At 42.8% G+C, this 16,429-nt stretch carries 16 protein-coding genes; 13 read left to right on the top strand and 3 right to left on the bottom strand.

Features of this window, described 5'->3' with window-relative positions:
* The first annotated feature begins 15 nt into the window (after nucleotides 1–15).
* The 12 genes from atpE (at nucleotide 16) to tnpA (ending at nucleotide 13,424) form a co-directional block, all read left to right on the top strand.
* Nucleotides 16–267, top strand: coding sequence for a F0F1 ATP synthase subunit C (gene atpE, locus L5M38_RS14635; protein WP_006083840.1), 252 nt, complete (start codon nucleotides 16–18; stop codon nucleotides 265–267).
* A gap of 37 nt (nucleotides 268–304) precedes the next feature.
* Complete coding sequence (gene atpF, locus L5M38_RS14630) at nucleotides 305–775, top strand: F0F1 ATP synthase subunit B (protein ID WP_006083841.1); 471 nt, start codon at nucleotides 305–307, stop codon at nucleotides 773–775.
* A 15-nt stretch (nucleotides 776–790) separates the two neighbouring features.
* Nucleotides 791–1,324: a F0F1 ATP synthase subunit delta gene (atpH, locus tag L5M38_RS14625; protein ID WP_006083842.1), complete on the top strand. Its 534-nt coding sequence runs from the start codon at nucleotides 791–793 to the stop codon at nucleotides 1,322–1,324.
* A gap of 14 nt (nucleotides 1,325–1,338) precedes the next feature.
* A complete protein-coding gene (gene atpA, locus L5M38_RS14620; protein ID WP_105250792.1) occupies nucleotides 1,339–2,880 on the top strand; it encodes a F0F1 ATP synthase subunit alpha in 1,542 nt (513 codons plus the stop codon).
* A gap of 50 nt (nucleotides 2,881–2,930) precedes the next feature.
* The gene (atpG, locus tag L5M38_RS14615; RefSeq protein ID WP_263179519.1) at nucleotides 2,931–3,791 is read left to right on the top strand and encodes a F0F1 ATP synthase subunit gamma; all 861 of its coding nucleotides are present in this window, start codon (nucleotides 2,931–2,933) and stop codon (nucleotides 3,789–3,791) included.
* Between the two features lie 35 nt (nucleotides 3,792–3,826).
* Nucleotides 3,827–5,218: a F0F1 ATP synthase subunit beta gene (gene atpD, locus L5M38_RS14610; RefSeq protein ID WP_105250791.1), complete on the top strand. Its 1,392-nt coding sequence runs from the start codon at nucleotides 3,827–3,829 to the stop codon at nucleotides 5,216–5,218.
* Between the two features lie 36 nt (nucleotides 5,219–5,254).
* Entirely contained in the window at nucleotides 5,255–5,683 is a 429-nt protein-coding gene (locus tag L5M38_RS14605) for a F0F1 ATP synthase subunit epsilon (protein WP_105250790.1), read from the top strand.
* Between the two features lie 198 nt (nucleotides 5,684–5,881).
* A complete protein-coding gene (glmU, locus tag L5M38_RS14600) occupies nucleotides 5,882–7,246 on the top strand; it encodes a bifunctional UDP-N-acetylglucosamine diphosphorylase/glucosamine-1-phosphate N-acetyltransferase GlmU (RefSeq protein WP_263174228.1) in 1,365 nt (454 codons plus the stop codon).
* A 276-nt stretch (nucleotides 7,247–7,522) separates the two neighbouring features.
* Nucleotides 7,523–9,637 carry a TonB-dependent receptor gene (locus tag L5M38_RS14595; RefSeq protein ID WP_263179518.1) on the top strand — a complete coding sequence of 705 codons (2,115 nt, stop codon included), beginning with the start codon at nucleotides 7,523–7,525 and terminating at the stop codon, nucleotides 9,635–9,637.
* A gap of 202 nt (nucleotides 9,638–9,839) precedes the next feature.
* Nucleotides 9,840–10,610, top strand: coding sequence for a DeoR/GlpR family DNA-binding transcription regulator (locus tag L5M38_RS14590; protein WP_263179517.1), 771 nt, complete (start codon nucleotides 9,840–9,842; stop codon nucleotides 10,608–10,610).
* 50 nt (nucleotides 10,611–10,660) lie between these two features.
* On the top strand, nucleotides 10,661–12,490 hold the full coding sequence (gene glmS, locus L5M38_RS14585) for a glutamine--fructose-6-phosphate transaminase (isomerizing) (RefSeq protein WP_263179516.1): 1,830 nt from the start codon (nucleotides 10,661–10,663) through the stop codon (nucleotides 12,488–12,490).
* Nucleotides 12,491–12,986: 496 nt separating this feature from the next.
* Entirely contained in the window at nucleotides 12,987–13,424 is a 438-nt protein-coding gene (gene tnpA, locus L5M38_RS14580) for an IS200/IS605 family transposase (RefSeq protein WP_263174219.1), read from the top strand.
* Between the two features lie 191 nt (nucleotides 13,425–13,615).
* Here the strand turns inward: tnpA and L5M38_RS14575 are convergent, their stop codons facing one another.
* Both L5M38_RS14575 and L5M38_RS14570 read right to left on the bottom strand, forming a co-directional pair.
* On the bottom strand, nucleotides 13,616–14,281 hold the full coding sequence (locus L5M38_RS14575) for a DJ-1/PfpI family protein (protein WP_263174216.1): 666 nt from the start codon (nucleotides 14,279–14,281) through the stop codon (nucleotides 13,616–13,618).
* A gap of 21 nt (nucleotides 14,282–14,302) precedes the next feature.
* Nucleotides 14,303–14,788: a rhodanese-like domain-containing protein gene (locus tag L5M38_RS14570; RefSeq protein ID WP_263174213.1), complete on the bottom strand. Its 486-nt coding sequence runs from the start codon at nucleotides 14,786–14,788 to the stop codon at nucleotides 14,303–14,305.
* Nucleotides 14,789–14,929: 141 nt separating this feature from the next.
* Between L5M38_RS14570 and L5M38_RS14565 the strand changes: the two genes are divergently transcribed.
* Nucleotides 14,930–15,508, top strand: coding sequence for a TetR/AcrR family transcriptional regulator (locus tag L5M38_RS14565; RefSeq protein WP_263174211.1), 579 nt, complete (start codon nucleotides 14,930–14,932; stop codon nucleotides 15,506–15,508).
* A 470-nt stretch (nucleotides 15,509–15,978) separates the two neighbouring features.
* Here L5M38_RS14565 and L5M38_RS14560 read toward each other — a convergent pair whose 3' ends face one another.
* The gene (locus L5M38_RS14560; protein ID WP_263174209.1) at nucleotides 15,979–16,419 is read right to left on the bottom strand and encodes a hypothetical protein; all 441 of its coding nucleotides are present in this window, start codon (nucleotides 16,417–16,419) and stop codon (nucleotides 15,979–15,981) included.
* Between the last annotated feature and the right edge of the window lie 10 nt (nucleotides 16,420–16,429).

Genomic DNA, 16,429 nt, shown 5'->3' with positions numbered 1-16,429 from the left:
ATACTGGAGATACAGATGGAAACGATTTTAGGCATGACAGCTATCGCTGTTGCTCTGCTGATTGGTATGGGTGCTCTTGGTACTGCAATCGGTTTCGGCTTATTAGGCGGTAAGTTCTTGGAAGGCGCTGCGCGTCAACCAGAAATGGCTCCTATGCTACAAGTTAAAATGTTCATCGTAGCGGGTCTTCTTGACGCCGTAACTATGATCGGTGTTGGTATCGCATTATTTATGCTATTTACCAACCCACTGGGTGCAATGCTGTAAAAAACGCTTCTGTCTTAACTCTAAATAGGAGGCTGTTGTGAATTTCAACGCTACCCTAATCGGTCAGACGGTCGCCTTTATCATCTTCGTGTGGTTTTGCATGAAGTTTGTATGGCCCCCTTTGATGAATGCCATCGAAGAGCGCCAAAAAAGGATTGCTGACGGTCTAGCTGATGCTGATCGTGCGGTAAAAGACCTGGAGTTGGCACAAGCGAAAGCGACTGACCAACTAAAAGAAGCCAAGGTAACGGCTAATGAAATTATTGAGCAAGCTAACAAGCGTAAAGCTCAAATAGTTGAAGAAGCCAAAACCGAAGCAGACGCTGAGCGTGCTAAAATCATCGCTCAGGGTAAAGCAGAAATTGAAGCTGAACGTAATCGCGTCAAAGAGGATCTGCGTAAGCAGGTTGCTACTCTTGCCATCATGGGTGCTGAGAAGATCCTTGAGCGTTCTATTGATCCAGCCGCCCACAGTGACATAGTTAATAAACTAGTCGCTGAAATTTGATAAGGGAGTTGAGTTATGGCTGAATTAACCACCATCGCTCGCCCTTACGCAAAGGCAGCTTTTGACTTTGCTATTGAACAAGATGCAGTGGATTCTTGGGCTGAAATGCTCACGTTTGCCGCATTGGTGAGTGAAAACGAAACCATGCAACCACTGTTAGCTGGCTCTTTAGCCAGCACTAAGCTCGCAGCACTCTTTATTAGTGTGTGTGGTGAGCAAGTCAATGTGCAAGGTCAGAACCTGATAAAGGTAATGGCTGAAAACGGTCGCTTAAAGGTGCTACCTGCTGTATCTCAGTTATTTACTGAATACCGTAATGAGTGGGCAAAAGAAGTAGAAGCCGATGTGGTTTCTGCAACTGAGCTGAGCTCTGAACAACAACAGCAGATTAGTATTTCTTTAGAGAAACGTCTCGCACGCAAAGTTAAGCTGAATTGTAGCACTGACGCCGCGCTCATCGCCGGTGTAATCATTAAGACAGGAGACCTAGTCATCGATGGCTCGGTCCGCGGTAAGTTATCGCGTCTGTCTGATAAGCTGCAGTCGTAATTGGGAGTTTGAGCATGCAACTGAATTCCACTGAAATCAGCGATCTGATTAAGCAGCGGATCGAGCAGTTCGAAGTCGTTAGCGAATCTCGTAACGAAGGTACTATCGTTGCGGTAAGTGACGGCATCATCCGCATCCACGGCCTAGCCGACGTGATGCAAGGTGAGATGATCGAACTGCCTGGTAACCGTTTTGCAATCGCGTTGAACCTTGAACGTGATTCTGTCGGTGCCGTAGTAATGGGTCCTTATGCTGATTTAGCAGAAGGCGTAAAAGTGAAAACGACTGGCCGTATTCTGGAAGTTCCAGTTGGCCGCGGTCTTCTTGGCCGCGTTGTTAACACTCTAGGTGAGCCAATTGACGGTAAAGGACCTATCGATAACGATGGTTTCTCGCCAATTGAAGTTATCGCACCAGGTGTTATTGAACGTCAGTCTGTTGATCAACCAGTTCAAACTGGTTATAAAGCCGTTGATGCCATGATCCCAATCGGGCGTGGTCAACGTGAATTGATCATTGGCGACCGTCAAACTGGTAAAACAGCAATGGCGATCGACGCAATCATCAACCAGAAGAATTCTGGCATTAAATGTGTGTACGTCGCGATTGGCCAAAAGGCTTCTACTATCGCTAACGTAGTGCGCAAGCTAGAAGAACACGGTGCGTTAGCTAACACTATCGTTGTTGTTGCAACTGCTTCTGAAGCCGCTGCTCTACAATACTTAGCGCCATATTCTGGTTGTTCTATGGGTGAATACTTCCGTGACCGCGGTGAAGATTCTTTGATCGTATACGATGATTTGTCTAAGCAAGCAGTTGCTTATCGTCAAATTTCGTTACTGCTCAAGCGTCCACCAGGCCGTGAAGCTTACCCAGGTGACGTATTCTATCTACACTCACGTTTATTAGAGCGTGCATCACGCGTTAACGCGATTTATGTAGAGAAGTTCACTAAAGGTGCAGTAACTGGCAAAACTGGTTCTTTAACCGCGCTGCCGATTATTGAAACGCAAGCGGGTGACGTTTCTGCATTCGTACCGACCAACGTAATTTCTATTACCGATGGTCAGATCTTCCTTGAGACCGATCTGTTTAACTCTGGCCTACGTCCAGCGGTTAACCCAGGTATTTCTGTTTCTCGTGTTGGTGGTGCGGCTCAGACTAAGATCATCAAGAAACTGTCTGGTGGTATTCGTACCGCACTAGCACAGTATCGTGAGCTTGCTGCGTTCTCGCAATTTGCATCTGATCTTGACGATGCAACACGTGCTCAGCTTGAGCATGGTGTGCGTGTTACCGAACTGATGAAGCAAAAGCAATATGCTCCTATGAGCGTAGCCGCTCAAGCTGTGTCTATTTTCTCAGCTGAAAAAGGTTACCTGAAGAGTGTTGAGCTGAATAAGGTCGGTAATTTCGAAGCCGCTCTGCTCTCGTTCATGAACAGCGAGCATGCTCCTTTAATGAAGCTTATCAACGAAACTGGCGATTATAGCGCTGATATCGAAGCTGAATTAAAAGCTGGCCTCGACAAGTTCGTAGCAACCCAAACCTGGTAACAATGATAGAGGTGTCTTAAGACACCTCAGGTCCAGATTGGAGAGTAGAGATGGCCGGCGCTAAAGAGATTAAAACCAAGATCGCGAGTGTGAAAAACACTCAGAAGATCACGTCCGCCATGGAAATGGTGGCAGCCAGCAAAATGCGCAGAGCGCAGGAACGCATGGCTGCGAGCCGTCCATATGCGGAAAGCATGCGTAAGGTGATCGGTCACGTAGCGCAAGGTTCTCTCGAGTATAAACACCCCTATTTGGAGGTGAGAGAGGCTAAGCGGGTTGGTTACATTGTTGTAGCAACCGACCGTGGCCTTTGTGGTGGTCTGAACGTTAACCTTTTCAAGAAGGTTGTCGCAGACGTGAAAAGCTGGAAAGCCCAAGGTGCAGAATTTGAATTTTGCCCTATCGGTGCACGTAGTGTGCAGTTTTTCAAAAACTTCGGTGGACAAGTGTCTGCTCACGCTTCAGGTTTAGGCGATGCTCCAAAGCTCGCTGACTTGATCGGGACAGTCGGTGTCATGCTAGAAGCTTACAACGAAGGCAAGCTGGATCGTCTGTACGTGGTATTTAACAAATTTGTGAATACTATGACGCAGACTCCTGTGATCGAGCAGCTGCTACCTTTGCCTAAATCAGAAGATGATGAAACTGCTCATCGTTGGGATTATATCTACGAGCCAGATCCAAAAGCACTTTTGGATACTTTATTGGTCCGTTATGTAGAATCTCAGGTTTACCAAGGTGTTGTTGAAAACATTGCCTCTGAACAAGCTGCCCGTATGGTGGCAATGAAGTCGGCAACAGACAACGCGGGTGAGCTTATCAACGACTTGCAACTGGTCTATAACAAGGCCCGTCAGGCTGCGATTACGCAGGAACTGTCGGAAATTGTTTCTGGTGCCTCTGCGGTTTAGGTTAGGTAACGAATACAAGTTTTAGAGGATTAATCATGAGCACAGGTACTGTTGTCCAAGTGATTGGCGCGGTTGTGGACGTAGAGTTCCCACAAGATGCCGTACCTCAAGTATATGACGCTCTGAAAATCGTAGGTGAAGGCCCGTGTAATGGTTTGGTGCTGGAAGTTCAGCAACAGCTAGGTGGTGGTGTAGTTCGTACCATCGCTATGGGTTCTTCTGACGGTCTGCGTCGTGGTCTTGAAGTAGTAAACTCAGGTTCACCTATTACTGTTCCAGTTGGTACCGCCACTCTTGGCCGTATCATGAACGTATTAGGCGAGCCTATTGATGAAGCGGGTCCAATCGGTGAAGAAGAGCGTTATGTCATTCACCGTACAGCTCCTTCATACGAAGATCAATCAAGCTCTACTGAACTGTTAGAGACTGGCATCAAGGTTATCGACCTTGTTTGTCCATTCGCTAAGGGCGGTAAAGTTGGTTTGTTCGGTGGTGCGGGTGTTGGTAAAACAGTTAACATGATGGAACTGATTAACAACATCGCTAAAGCCCACTCGGGTCTTTCTGTATTCGCCGGTGTAGGTGAACGTACTCGTGAAGGTAACGACTTCTACTACGAGATGAAAGATTCTGGCGTTCTCGACAAAGTGGCCATGGTTTATGGTCAGATGAACGAGCCTCCAGGTAACCGTTTGCGTGTTGCACTGTCTGGTCTGACTATGGCAGAGAAGTTCCGTGACGAAGGTCGTGACGTACTGTTGTTCGTTGACAACATCTATCGTTACACCTTAGCCGGTACTGAAGTATCTGCACTGTTAGGTCGTATGCCTTCTGCGGTAGGTTATCAACCAACATTGGCTGAAGAGATGGGCGTTCTGCAAGAGCGTATCACTTCAACTAAGACGGGTTCTATTACTTCTGTACAAGCGGTATACGTACCTGCGGATGACTTGACCGATCCGTCACCAGCAACAACCTTCGCTCACTTAGATGCGACTGTTGTACTGTCACGTCAAATTGCTTCTCTGGGTATTTACCCAGCGGTTGATCCATTGGATTCGACTTCACGTCAATTAGATCCATTGGTTGTTGGCCAAGAGCATTATGACGTTGCTAACGGTGTGCAAACTGTACTGCAACGTTACAAAGAGCTGAAAGACATTATTGCGATTCTGGGTATGGATGAATTGTCTGATGAAGACAAGACTGTCGTATTCCGTGCTCGTAAGATTGAGCGTTTCTTATCTCAGCCTTTCTTCGTAGCAGAAGTCTTTACTGGATCTCCTGGTAAGTACGTTTCTCTGAAAGACACTATCCGTGGCTTTAAGGGTATTTTGAACGGTGAGTTTGATCACCTGCCAGAACAAGCGTTCTACATGGTTGGCTCAATCGATGAAGTCATCGAGAAAGCGAACAAAAAGAAATAACTAGGTAGTAATACTTAGTTTTTTAAGGAGAACGGGATGGCAGCCATGACAGTACATCTTGATATTGTAAGCGCAGAGAGCAAAATCTTCTCTGGTCGTGTAGCTTCGCTGCAAGTGACTGGTTCTGAAGGTGAGTTGGGCATAATGCATGGCCACGCTCCTTTGCTTAGTTATATCAAACCTGGCATGGCGCGCATCGTCAAGCAAGACGGCAGTGAAGAAGTGTTTTACCTTTCAGGTGGTATTCTGGAAGTGCAGCCTTCTTCTGTCTCCGTATTGGCTGATGTGGTTATGCGTGCCAAAGATATTGATGAGCAAGCGGCATTAGAAGCTAAGCGTCGTGCAGAAGCCCATATGGCAACTGCTGGCGCTGACTTCAATTATGACGCGGCTATGGTTGAGTTAGCTAAGGCTATGGCTCAATTACGTGTTGTTGAAACCATCAAGAAAAACATTGCCAGATAAGGTTATTGTTTGTGAAAAGAGGCGACCATAAGGTCGCCTTTTTTGTGTCTAAAAATGGGATAGATTGGCATTCTTGCATGTCTTTGATTGATTAGCATCGCTATCTACTTCGCTTTTCGATGTGCTTTCCGTTAAAATTGCGACACAAAATCGACCGTAATTTTTCACCCTCTTGGGTATTTGTTCAAGGATATGGTAATGGCATTAAATGTAGTGATCTTAGCGGCTGGCAAGGGAACACGGATGCGCTCTGATCTTCCTAAGGTATTACATCCCATCGCCCATAAGAGCATGGTGCAACATGTCATCGATACCGCTAATAAAGTTGGCAGTGACTCTATTCAGTTAGTCTATGGTTATGGTGCCGACAAGCTACAAGCCTGTTTGGGTGAGCAACAACTTAACTGGGTATTGCAAGCCGAGCAATTAGGCACAGGCCATGCGGTTGCACAGGCTAGCCCACATATCGCCGACAGCGATACAGTGCTTATTCTTTATGGCGATGTGCCGTTGATCCAAACATCAACTCTCGAAGCATTACTCGCCGCCCGTCCTGAAAATGGTGTTGCTATTTTAACAGTGAATTTAGCGAATCCTATTGGTTATGGCCGTATTGTCCGTGAGCAAGGAAAAGTCATTGGAATTATTGAGCAAAAAGATGCGACAGCAGAACAGTTGCTGATCAACGAAATTAACACCGGCATCATGGCGGTTCCAGGTAAACAACTTAAAACTTGGTTGAGCCGTTTATCGAACAATAATGCTCAAGGCGAATATTATCTAACGGATATTATTGCTATGGCGCACGCTGATGGCGTTGCCATTGATACTGCTCAGCCACAATCGGCCATTGAAGTCGAAGGCGCCAATAATCGCGTACAATTAGCGCAACTTGAACGTGCTTACCAAGCTCGTGAAGCCGAAAAACTCATGTTGGCGGGAGCGAACCTTCGCGACCCAAGCCGTATCGATATCCGTGGTGAAGTCACTGTTGGTATGGATGTGATGATCGATATTAATGTGATATTCGAAGGCAAAGTGACCTTGGGTAATAATGTCACTATTGGCGCAGGCGCGATTTTAATTGATTGCGAGATTGCCGATGATGCTGAGATCAAGCCTTACTCTATTATCGAAGGTGCTACGCTTGGCGTTGCTGCCAGTGCTGGCCCATTTGCCCGTTTACGTCCCGGCGCAGAGCTTAAGCAAGATGCACATATAGGCAACTTTGTTGAAGTGAAAAAAGCGGTGATTGGCGTGGGATCAAAAGCAGGGCACTTAGCCTATTTAGGCGATGCCATCATTGGTGATGGCGTCAACATTGGTGCTGGTACTATTACCTGCAACTATGATGGCGCGAATAAGCATCTTACTGTTATCGAAGATAACGTCTTTGTCGGCTCTGACACTCAGTTGGTGGCTCCAGTGACCATAGGTAAAGGGGCAACTTTAGGGGCCGGTTCAACGATTACCCGTGATGTAGGTGAGAATGAGTTAGTGATCACTCGTGTTAAACAAAAACACCTCACAGGTTGGCAACGTCCAGTGAAAATTAAAAAGTAAGTTTTAAAACTCAACTTAATGTCAAAAAAGCGGCCATGTGCCGCTTTTATCTTTATTGTGTTCAATGTTTTGCACTAAAAAGCCTTTTTATTAAGTAATGCTTAATAATTAAGATTTTCTTCATGTTTTTGTGGTATGGGCAAATTGTTGGTTTTTAAGTTAATTTGATCACTATCACACTCAATTGTAAATTTTAGTAAAGAAGAGAAAATAAAAACACTTCTCATTTATATTGCCTGCAATTCTAAGACAAAAGGTCTATTTGAGGTGTTGGCAATGGTATTTAAATATTCAGTTATAGGTTTAGCTGTAGGCTCGGCATTAATGGCTATGCCGGTTATTGCAGAAGTGGCGAGCGATAATAATATTGAGCGCATCAATGTGACTGGCCGTACTTTTAACGACTATAAAGTCGGTAGTGCATCGGGTGCCATGCGTGGCGATATCGACTTAATGGATACCCCACAGTCAGTTAATGTGATCCCCGATTTTGTGACCGATGAACAGTTGGCCACTAACCTTGCCGAGGTTTTAGTTAACGACTCCAGTGTGACGGCGGGAACCACACGCTGGAACCGTCAAGTCTTCAGTATCCGCGGCTTCGAGCTCGATTCGGGTAATGGTTATCTTATCAATGGCCATCAACAATGGTCTCACTACGTACAACCAATTGAAACTTTACAGCAAGTCGAAGTATTGAAAGGTCCTTCGAGCATGTTGTACGGCCAATCTGGCCCTGGTGGTTTAGTGAATATGGTCACTAAGAAACCGACCTATGATTCAATGCTCGATTTAGGTTTTGATACTGATGGTTTTGGTTCGACCCGTGCTCAGCTAGATGCGGGCGGCAGCTTAAATGATGCTCAGAGTCTTCGTTACCGCGGCGTGTTAGTGAAGCAAGACACAAAATACTGGCGTGAGTATTCCGCTAACGATGAGAATCAAGAGCGTGACCGTTGGCTGGGCTACTTAAACCTAGAATTTGATGTCAGTGATGATGTTCTGTTATCGGTTAAGTACGATCATACCCAAGATAAAGCGGGTATTGATGCGGGTGGGTGGTTAGATAAACAAGGTAATGTTATCGGTGAACGTAAAACCGTATGGGATGCACCTTGGGCCTTTACCGATAACACAGTCTCTAACTTAGGTGCCGATCTAACTTGGCAGATGAGTGATGATTGGAAAGTCAAAGTTGGTTATAACGATCAGCAGTTTAATCGCCAACGTTTAGACTCTGCGCCAAGCTTAAATAAAGGCTCTGAAGATCCATACAAAGATGGTTACACCATAAACCCGTTTGATCGTTATGACGATTGGCAGCATAAAACGGCCTATGTGGATTTCACGGGTGAATTTTCTTTGGCAGGAATGGAGCATCAATTTCTTATTGGTGCTAACTATTTAGACTATTTCTATCAGCAGCAAATTCAGAAAGGCAAAAGTCAGCCCGTAATTCCTGGGCAACCAATTATTCAGCAAGATCTTGATTATAATCAAGGTAAGCTAAGCAACCCAAGCGAATACAAGTATTACGGTTTCTATTTACAGGATTTGATGACGCTTAATGAGCAATGGAAATTGCTTGCTGGTGTGCGTTATGACGAACAGAAAAAAGATACTGTTGGCGGTAACAGTTATGCCGTATCGCCTAAGTTTGGTGTGATTTATTCGCCAATGGCGAATGGCAGTATTTACGTTAACTATTCAAAAAGCTTTACACCAAAAGGTTCTGTCACTAGTTCAGAAGATGTTAATTATGGTGATAACCTTAAGCCAGAGTACGGTACTCAATATGAATTAGGGACTAAGTGGGAGCTATTTAATGATAGCTTGCTATTAACTGCTGCTTTGTTTGATATTACGGTTTCAAACGTTGTCATTGAACTTGACAGCCCTATACCGAGTAAAAAAACGATGACTACCCAAGGTGGTGAGCAACATCACCGCGGCTTTGAAGTGGGCGCACAAGGTCAGTTAGGTGATAGCTGGTTTGTGACTTCATCTATGATGTATTTAGATGCTGAATATAATACCGGTGCAGGCAAAATCGGTGGCAAGAACTTAGATGGTAAAACCCCTATTGATGCTCCTGAATGGTCGGCCAATATCTGGACTCGTTACGAAGTAACCGACAACTTTGCGATGAACTTTGGTGCTATCTATGTGGGAGAGCGTTTTGCTGATGATGTAAACACCATCACTAAAGATGGTTACGTACGTTTTGATATAGGTGCTGCCTACACTATGGATATCATGGGTAAAGATGTGAGCCTTCGTGCTAACGTCAGAAACCTCTTCGATACTGAGTACTTAGACGGTGGTAGCAGTTCGATGGTGACGATTGGCCAAGACCGTAACTTCAGTGTTGCAGTTGAAGCTAAGTTCTAATACTTATTAGGATTTTTAATCTATTTAAAGCAGTTTATCCCTAAAGGATAAACTGCTTTTTTATTGGTTGTTTTTTAAGTTCACAATTTTAAATTAATTAAAATGACTCGCGATCATGCGAAAGAGTGCTTCGTATGACTAGCAAAAAAGTTTCGTTTCACTATAATACACCTTTCGAATCGAAACTTACCTGAAAGGTTTTATGAACAAACGAAACACACAGCAGCGTCGCCACAGCATAATCACCATATTGAACGAACAGGGTGAAGTGAGCGTTGATGAACTGTCGTTACGTTTTGAAACCTCAGAAGTGACGATTCGTAAGGATCTCGCCGCGCTTGAGAAAACGGGTTTATTATTGCGCCGTTACGGTGGCGCCGTGGCTATTCCTGACGAAGTGACCCAGCAGTTTTCTGCCAAAATCGCGCCCAATAAACTGTCTATCGCGAAAACTGCCGCGCAGCTGATTAAAGATCACAATCGCATTATTATCGATAGTGGCACTACGACGTCAGGCTTGATTGAACAGATGAACGATAAACGTGGGCTGGTAGTCATGACGAATGCCCTGCACCTTGCTAATGCCATCCATGAACTCGAAAACGAGCCAACCTTATTGATGACCGGTGGCACTTGGGACCCGCATTCTGAATCCTTTCAAGGTCAAGTAGCCGAGCAAGTGTTGCGTTCATATAATTTCGACCAACTGTTTATCGGTGCCGATGGTATCGATCTTGAACGCGGGACCACCACCTTTAACGAGTTAACAGGCCTAAGCAAAGTGATGGCCGAAGTTTCCCGCGAGGTAATCGTTATGGTGGATTCAGACAAAATCGGCAAGCGGATCCCTAACTTAGAGTTACCGTGGGCCAAGGTCAGTGTGTTGGTCACCGACTCACGTATCGACGAGAGTGCGCTCAAACAAATTTCAGATCAGGGCGTGCGAGTCATGCTAGCGCCCTACGCTCAATAGTGAGTGCAAAATAGCTTAACAACTTCATTTTTAATTTATAGGTAAAGACTATGTGTGGAATCGTAGGCGCCGTGGCGCAAAGGGATGTGGCTGAAATTCTGGTAGAAGGCTTACGCCGCTTAGAATATCGCGGATATGACTCCGCAGGCGTTGCCGTTATTCACAATGGTGAACTGAGTCGCACGCGCCGCGTTGGCAAAGTACAAGAGCTTTCAGCAGCGCTTGAAACCGACCCATTAGCGGGCGGAACCGGTATCGCGCACACTCGCTGGGCGACCCACGGTGAACCGAGTGAGCGTAATGCTCATCCGCATTTATCGGAAGGTGATATCGCGGTGGTGCATAACGGCATTATTGAAAACCACAATAAACTGCGCGAGATGCTAAAAGGTTTAGGCTATAAATTTAGCTCAGATACCGATACCGAAGTGATTTGTCACTTAGTACACCATGAGCTGAAAACTAACAGCACTTTGCTTTCTGCCGTGCAAGCCACAGTTAAACAACTCGAAGGCGCCTATGGCACAGTGGTCATCGACCGCCGCGATAGCGAGCGCTTGGTTGTTGCTCGATCTGGTAGTCCTTTAGTGATTGGTTTTGGTCTAGGTGAAAACTTTGTCGCCTCGGATCAACTGGCACTCTTACCAGTGACTCGCTCATTTGCTTTCCTCGAAGAAGGTGATGTGGCCGAAGTAACCCGTCGCAGCGTGAGTATTTTCGACTTAAACGGTAATGCCGTTGAGCGTGAAGTCAAAGAATCTGAAATTACTCACGATGCTGGTGATAAGGGCGAATATCGCCACTATATGCTTAAAGAGATTTATGAGCAGCCATTGGCACTGACGCGCACTATCGAAGGCCGTATCGCAAACAAGCAAGTATTAGATACTGCCTTTGGTGATAAGGCGGCTGAGTTCTTAAAAGATATCAAACACGTGCAAATCATCGCCTGTGGTACTAGCTACCATGCGGGCATGGCGGCGCGTTACTGGTTAGAAGATTGGGCTGGCGTATCGTGTAACGTCGAAATTGCCTCTGAGTTCCGTTACCGCAAGTCGCACTTATTCCCAAATAGCCTGTTGGTGACGATTTCACAATCTGGTGAAACTGCAGATACTTTAGCGGCCATGCGCTTAGCGAAAGAAATGGGTTACAAAGCCACATTGACGATTTGTAATGCACCTGGTTCATCACTGGTTCGCGAATCTGACATGGCTTACATGATGAAAGCGGGCGCAGAGATTGGCGTGGCATCCACTAAAGCTTTCACAGTACAGCTTGCTGGCTTATTAATGTTGACTGCGGTGATCGGTCGCCACAATGGTATGTCTGAGCAAATGCAGGCCGACATCACTCAAAGCTTACAATCTATGCCAGCTAAAGTGGAACAAGCTTTAGGGCTAGATGCTGCGATTGCTGAATTGGCTGAAGATTTTGCCGATAAACACCATGCTTTATTCCTTGGCCGTGGCGATCAATACCCGATTGCGATGGAAGGCGCGTTAAAGCTGAAAGAGATTTCTTACATTCATGCTGAAGCTTATGCCTCTGGCGAATTAAAACACGGTCCACTGGCGCTTATCGATGCCGATATGCCAGTGATTGTCGTTGCGCCAAACAATGAATTGCTCGAAAAACTGAAATCTAATGTTGAAGAAGTGCGTGCCCGTGGCGGCTTAATGTATGTGTTTGCCGATGTGGATGCCGAGTTCGAGTCGGATGACACGATGAAAGTGATCCCTGTGCCACACTGTGACATCTTTATGGCGCCACTGATCTACACTATTCCTTTACAGCTATTGTCGTACCATGTTGCATTAATCAAAGGTACTGATGTGGATCAACCACGTAACTTGGCAAAATCTGTAACAGTAGAATAAATAGAGATATTTAAATGAAAACCGCTGTGGGAGAGTAATAAAGTCTCATACTAAGTATTAAAGGTTCATACTTGGTATTAAAGTTTCATACTGAAATGGCAGCGATCACGTAGGTACGCTGCCATTTCTAAAACGTTTATGCCCCAAAACGTTTCAGCAATGATCTAGGATGAGCTTTGTTTCCCAAATCGGATTTACGAACAAGTCCAAAAATTGTTCAAATATCAAATTACATTCTGAGTTTCAGGCATACAAAACCCTTTAAGTTTATACAAACTGATGTGCATAGCTTTCAATCGAAAGCTACAGGAATATTTCTAGCCTCTATGTCCTTATGTAATATAGAGATAGGAGTATGAGAATACAGATAGAGATTTATTGTCATCCCAAAACCACCGCCTCTGGCGGTGGTGATTGTTCCTTGAGGCTATAGCCTGAATTACGCCCATGCTAAAAGAGACTTCTTATTCACCACAAGTAAGAGGAAACGAAAAGCATGGGCGATTATAGAAGTTCATCACATGTTTATTGGCGTTGCAAATATCATATTGTTTGGACTCCGAAGTACCGTTTTAAAATTTTAAAAGGAAACCTTGGTAGGGAGTTATACAGGTCAATTTATATCCTTTGCAATATGAAGGGTTGTGAGGTTTTAGAATTAAACGTTCAGATAGACCACGTTCACTTAGTTGTCATAATCCCGCCGAAGCTGTCAGTATCAACGCTGATGGGAGTATTGAAAGGAAGAAGTGCGATAAGGCTGTTCAATAAATTCCCTCATGTACGTAAAAAACTATGGGGCAATAGCTTTTGGGCCAGAGGTTATTTTGTAGATACAGTAGGGGTTAATGAAGAAATCATTAGACGATATGTGCGCCATCAAGATAAACAAGATCAGGCACATGAGGCTCAATTGTCGTTGCAGATGATGTAGGTTCTTGGAATAGCCCCTTCCAGGGGCAAGTCAAAGCCGCCTTCTAAGAAGGCGGATTCTTTACTATATAAGGTAATTAACACTTGCACCCTTTAGCTTTACGATTGATGTTTGTGTGTACTTTAATCAAAATATTTCAGGGTGCAAGTTAATCTTAATATTTTATATGCTCAGTAAATAACTGAACGTGGCTAAATATTCTTTGCTATGACGGGATAACCAATTGCCCACAAATCGCAAATAACTTTATTTACTAAAATTGGAGGAGCAACATCAGGATGACCACAGTTAAACGGTGGGTCTGGATTATATTCCAGTAGTAATTGAGTTTCTTGTGCTTTATCGATACCAATAATACGTGATATAATTGCAAGACCAAAGTCAATTCCAGCAGTAACACCGCCACCTGTTACACGATTACGATCAATCACATAGCGGCCTTTTGTATAGACAGCACCAAATGAATGAAGCATATCGACCATTGTCCAATGTGTCGTTGCTTTATAGCCTTCCAATAATCCTGCTGCACCAAGAATAAGTGCACCTGTACATACGCTCGTAATCCAAGATGATTTATCTGAGGTACGATTTAAAAAATCTAAAACTTCTTGATCTTGCATTGCTTCAAATGCACCAAGTTTTCCTCCTGGAACAAAAAGTATATCAACTCTCGGCAGAGCATCAATTTCATCAAAGGTGCAAGTTGGCAATAAATATGCGCTAGTATCAGTCTCTATTTGCTCACGATTTTTCCAAACCAGTTGAATATTAACATCATTTATTAATGACCAAGCTTGTAATGGCCCAAATAAATCTAAAGGGGTTATACCAGGGTAAAGTAACATCACAATATTCATAAAAACTCCAAATTTAAAAAATTATTTTATGCTTGATTTAAATTCATCAATCTTAAATGAACCATAAAAATTACTTACCCTGTGTCCAGAGTTAACCCATGAAAATAGCCCATCCTTTAGATTGTAAACATTAATATACCCAAATTTATTAAGGATATCAGTAACGATTGTGCTTCTAATGCCATGGGAACACATAACAACAATATGTTGATTCTTATTTGGGATCAACCTCTGAACATTAAATTCCACCGTTCCCCTAGGGATGTTTATCTTATTATTTATATCTATATTTACAGCAATGATTTCTTCAGACTCTCTAACATCTAAAAGAATAAAATCTTTCTTGGTTTCTATCCATTTATTAAGTGTTTCAGCTTCAATTGAACTAATCTTATTAATTAGCAGCTGATGCTGATTCCTGATAATTTTTTCAGCTGAAATTATTTCACTAGCAGTAACTGGTATACTAAAAGCAACCGAAAACAAAAAAACTAAGCTAAATTTCATAAACAACCATCTCATAAAACAAAAGTTAATGTCGAGTCATAATGATAAATGCTTTAAGATTTGCAAAATATAGACAAATTATATATATTGTCCATACTTAGACGAATATGATTTGTTGGTTATAATGTGAGATACCAAGCTATGGAACGTGGAGAACGAGAACGTTGCCGAACTAAAAGTGCAATTAAGAATGCACTTATACTAATAGTAAAGAATAAAAACTATAATGACATTACTGTAAAAGACATTGTCGAAGAGGCTAATGTTGGCCGCAGTACACTTTATAAGCATTATCCATCTAAAGCACACATTATGCTTGAAATTCATGAGGATATGTTTAACCTGTTATTCGATGATCTTACAACATCTGAAAACTGGCTGCAGACTGAGCCACAACCTCACTTAGTATCGTTTTTGAATCGGTCACGTCAATTAGGAAACAATCGATTTTTTATGAGTTATAAACTGGGGAATGATCTTGATTTTTTATTAACAAATGTGAATATGCTTATGAGCAAAATTCTACAGGAAAGATTAAATCAGGCTTTTCCTACAATAAGTTTTAATATTCCCAGTCAAATTATTTCTATATCTATAGCGAGTATTTATAAAGATTTATTATTGGCTTGGTTCGCTAAGTTCTCAGCGACGCCTCCAAACGAGTATGCTCATTATATTTCACAGTTGCGTAGTCACTTAATAAAGTCACATATGAAGTAGATCTAAGTCACCCGATTTAATACATCGCGCGCTATTTTTACAGTACATGGATTTTTAACTTTCTTTTTAATTATGTTAAGCGCTTGTAAATAAAGCTAAATATAGGTGGCAGAATAATAGGGTGCTCGCCAGTTGGTGCTTATGATTAAAAATTAATAATAGTATAGATAGCGCCCGCTCAATCATTAGTCCAGAATTTATGATAATTTACTGAGAATATAACTATTATGCATTTTTTGAACTTGCAGTTTGCATAAAAATCATTTCTTTTAATCTAATAAAGAATGAATTACTGTTGATAAAAGATAACTTACACTCTTTCCAGTTGATTGTTTTATAATGATATTTTAGAACTGAAAACAGATAATACTGTGGAAGATACAAAATAAGCTTATCAGATTGAATTAAAAATTAGAACCAATCCATATTATTTAAACGATCTAGATGTAAAGTGACGATAAAAGATGTATTTATCTTATTGATTTGTTTTTTAACCCATTTTGTAATGTTATGATATCTAGTTGAGAACATATCTTATTTATTAAGCTGCAGATACTAGAGTTTTTGGGGGCGAAGTTGTTTGCCCAGATATTTGCCAATGTGAATATGAGTCTTTCACATTGGCTAAGTTCGTTATCTTGCAATGCTTTTATAAATAGTAACTGGCAGCTAATAAATAAACAGTTTAAAACATGTTCTTCTGATATTTTTTTGAAGTTAACTTTTTGGGGCAACCACTCTGGTTTACCTTCATTGTATACCAGCGCAGCAATCATACATGTCACAGAATTTAAACTGGTTGCACCTGTAATAAATTGATTTATTTGACTATGGTTTCTAAACTTCTGATTTAACACGTCACTTAAATGAGATTTTTCCCATTGTTGGTTTATTGAATTTAATAATGTCATTATTAGATAC

Source organism: Shewanella sp. SM101, assembly GCF_025654465.1.
GTDB classification, from domain to species: domain Bacteria; phylum Pseudomonadota; class Gammaproteobacteria; order Enterobacterales; family Shewanellaceae; genus Shewanella; species Shewanella oncorhynchi.
Note: the sequence above shows the minus strand (reverse complement) of the source record. Positions and strands in the feature narration are given on the sequence as shown.

Bases quoted from the DNA above. Each gene is read 5' to 3' on its own strand.
- atpE (WP_006083840.1), top strand. From the start codon at position 16: ATGGAAACGATTTTAGGCATGACAGCTATCGCTGTTGCTCTGCTGATT.
- atpH (WP_006083842.1), top strand. From the start codon at position 791: ATGGCTGAATTAACCACCATCGCTCGCCCTTACGCAAAGGCAGCTTTT.
- atpA (WP_105250792.1), top strand. From the start codon at position 1,339: ATGCAACTGAATTCCACTGAAATCAGCGATCTGATTAAGCAGCGGATC.
- atpG (WP_263179519.1), top strand. From the start codon at position 2,931: ATGGCCGGCGCTAAAGAGATTAAAACCAAGATCGCGAGTGTGAAAAAC.
- atpD (WP_105250791.1), top strand. From the start codon at position 3,827: ATGAGCACAGGTACTGTTGTCCAAGTGATTGGCGCGGTTGTGGACGTA.
- L5M38_RS14605 (WP_105250790.1), top strand. From the start codon at position 5,255: ATGGCAGCCATGACAGTACATCTTGATATTGTAAGCGCAGAGAGCAAA.
- glmU (WP_263174228.1), top strand. From the start codon at position 5,882: ATGGCATTAAATGTAGTGATCTTAGCGGCTGGCAAGGGAACACGGATG.
- L5M38_RS14595 (WP_263179518.1), top strand. From the start codon at position 7,523: ATGGTATTTAAATATTCAGTTATAGGTTTAGCTGTAGGCTCGGCATTA.
- L5M38_RS14590 (WP_263179517.1), top strand. From the start codon at position 9,840: ATGAACAAACGAAACACACAGCAGCGTCGCCACAGCATAATCACCATA.
- glmS (WP_263179516.1), top strand. From the start codon at position 10,661: ATGTGTGGAATCGTAGGCGCCGTGGCGCAAAGGGATGTGGCTGAAATT.
- tnpA (WP_263174219.1), top strand. From the start codon at position 12,987: ATGGGCGATTATAGAAGTTCATCACATGTTTATTGGCGTTGCAAATAT.
- L5M38_RS14575 (WP_263174216.1), bottom strand. From the start codon at position 14,281: ATGAATATTGTGATGTTACTTTACCCTGGTATAACCCCTTTAGATTTA.
- L5M38_RS14570 (WP_263174213.1), bottom strand. From the start codon at position 14,788: ATGAAATTTAGCTTAGTTTTTTTGTTTTCGGTTGCTTTTAGTATACCA.
- L5M38_RS14565 (WP_263174211.1), top strand. From the start codon at position 14,930: ATGGAACGTGGAGAACGAGAACGTTGCCGAACTAAAAGTGCAATTAAG.
- L5M38_RS14560 (WP_263174209.1), bottom strand. From the start codon at position 16,419: ATGACATTATTAAATTCAATAAACCAACAATGGGAAAAATCTCATTTA.